Origin of the sequence: Acidithrix ferrooxidans (assembly GCF_000949295.1) — a bacterium.
Taxonomy (GTDB): Bacteria; Actinomycetota; Acidimicrobiia; order Acidimicrobiales; family Acidimicrobiaceae; genus Acidithrix; species Acidithrix ferrooxidans.
Window position 1 is genome coordinate 1 of sequence record NZ_JXYS01000149.1, and the last position, 2,654, is coordinate 2,654.

At 47.6% G+C, this 2,654-nt stretch carries 2 protein-coding genes; both read right to left on the reverse strand.

Annotated elements, in window-relative coordinates; genetic code table 11:
- Nucleotides 1–623, reverse strand: a 623-nt coding sequence (locus tag AXFE_RS17685; protein ID WP_200891363.1) for a transposase, incomplete at its 3' end; no start/stop codon positions are given.
- A 799-nt stretch (nt 624–1,422) separates the two neighbouring features.
- Nucleotides 1,423–2,654, reverse strand: a 1,232-nt coding sequence (locus AXFE_RS20235; protein ID WP_455423346.1) for an IS1634 family transposase, incomplete at its 5' end; no start/stop codon positions are given.

Here is a 2,654-nt window from a genome sequence, read left to right on the forward strand (position 1 = left end):
CTGGCATTGTTGATTACCTGGGTTACAAACTCCCCGGCACCACGAGCGGTATTGGCATTGCCTTCACGTGTCACTATTCCAAGAATGTCACCTGTTTTACCAACTGCTGCTACTAGTGGGTGATACCCCCTTACTTTGGTATAACCAAAGTAAGCTCCTTCTTTTTTGTTTCCATATACCTGACATATTGTGGAATCAACATCAATGGTGAGCGGCTCATCACCTGGACCTGCTCCAGCTAGCCAGGCTCGTTTTAGCAACAAAGCTGCAACTCGTTCAACATCTGCGATGTCACTGGTCTCAAAACTACGCAAGAAGACACCAAGAGTGGATGGTGCTGGCATTATCTGACCAAGGATAACTTGCGCATTTGGGCTTCGAAGGATTGCAGTGTCATCAATGCAATCACCACCGGCCAAAATAGATGCGACGATAGCCATAGCTTTTCTGCCAACATTTGCTCGTCCAGGACGATCCTCTAGGTCAATGTGAGAATCAAAGAGATCCCTAAGGCCAAGTCTCTCAGCAAGGGTGATAGGGAGTATTAACCCACTGTTGGAAACTGCGTTCGAATCGTCAAAGGTGACTATCAAACGGTCTAAACTACTAGCAGATGCTCGCATCTAAAAGGTGCTCCTTGAACTGGTTGTTTTTTGACTATTACAACCTAAAGTTTACCAGTTCAGAGCACCTTTTCTATGCCAAAATCAAAGTTGATCGGCTAAATTTTCGGTGGATCCAGGTTTAATAGAGTTAGCACTTGCAGGTCGCGTACACCCACACACAGTAGTTGATCGAACCAAAGAATTCGAACCAATTTCTATATCATGGTCCGAAATTAACAAGTTTTGGGCTCAGCGCAAACTTGAGCCTTCGGCCTATGTTTGCGAAATTTCAGTATACGAGGCTTGCCCTATATTTCGGGTTGGAAGCCAAACCAAACTTGTCGTTAGCGTTAAAAATCTTGGTGACGAGATATGGCCTTATGGAAATTGGTATCCAGCAATCAAATTGGGCTATAGGTGGTATACGCAAGAAAATTCTGCAACAGAAGTAGGATTTTTCGCATCCTCATTCACGTGCGATGTGCATCCGAATACATCAGTCTTACAGGAAATCAGCGTTGTGTCGCCAAATATGGTAGGCACTTACACCCTTGTTATTGACGTATTACACGAAGGCGTTGCTTGGTTTGGAATGGCGTCCTACTTTCAGGTGGAGGTTATTTAGCCTTGGATCCACCGACCAACCCCGTCTTCGGCGTCTGAGGGCACCCCTGGGTGTGTGAGTCTGTGCCGTTGAGTTAACCCGTAATTCTGGATCGGTTCTAACTCGAGTTGGGACGGGTGTGGCTAGCCCTACTTTCGGCAACCACCCCATGAAAGCCCAGGTCATGACCATATTGGTGTCTGGATTTGGGCACTACAGTTGAGCAATCACCTTCTTGGTTCGAGCTAGGGTATCTACTACTCCAAGAATAGAGTAGATCTCTTTTTGGGTAGAGTTTGGAGTAGAGGAGATACGAAGGTTATGTAGACGTTTGTTATCATCTAACATCGTTACGTTCAAGCGGCTATGGGTAGACACTTGAGCAAGAATGCTGTGAACACTTCTTTTGTCACCGGCTTGAGATAAGCTAAGTGCAATTGCTCCATAGAGGTGATAAGCAACTACTGAGATAAATAGATGAGCAGCGGTACGACTAGCTAGTTGGTGATAGATCGGTCTCATCCCTAGATTGCTCTTTAGGGCTTTGAATGCATCCTCCACCTTTGTTAGGGTCATATAGAGCTTCCAGATCTCTTCTGGTTCTAGATCGTTCCTATTGGTCTCAATCACATAGGCACCATAGAGAGTCTCAGCTGCTTCTTTTACTTTTGGTTTCTCAGTCAAAACCAGCTCCTTGACTTTTTGGTCATCGCCAGTTATGGTATCTATCTCATAGCGACGTGCAATAGAGCGATGCTCTTGCTTTAGCTTTCCTATTCTTGAAGCCACAGTTGTGGCATTGGAATATTGACCACGCTTAACTGAGTCAGCTAGTTTGTCAAATGCACTCTGGAACTTAGTTTGCATACCTCTAGCAATTGCCTCTTCTTTATCCCTGCGACGCTCTGAGATACATAGGATCTGCTTTATCTTGTTGTCCATTGAGTCACTTGCGTATGGTTGAGCTCTATTGGAATGGTTGGCTTGGGGTTCATTGCTCTGGGAGTGCTTGGCCTGTGGACCGCCAACTTGTGGAGCAGTATCCATCGAATCGATACCGAGGGACTCGCCGCCAAGTGAATGGTTAGCTTGTGGATGAGCAACTTGAGGACCGGCAACTTGTAGACCAGCATCGATGGAATCGACGCCGAGGGACTCGCCGCCAAGCGACTCGTTGGCTTGTGGACCAGCGCTGAGTGATCCAGCATCGATGGAATCAACACGCATCGACTCGATGCCCATCGACTCACTGCCTTGTAGATGAACAACTATTTGCTCAGAATCCACCTCAGCACCCAGGTTACCACCCGACTCAGCAGCTTCTCCCTCGGCACCCGACTCAGCAGCTTCTCCCTCGGCACCCGACTCAGCAGCTTCTCCCTCGGCACCCGACTCAGCAGCTTCTCCCTCGGCACCCGACTCAGCAGCTTCTCCCTCGGCACCCG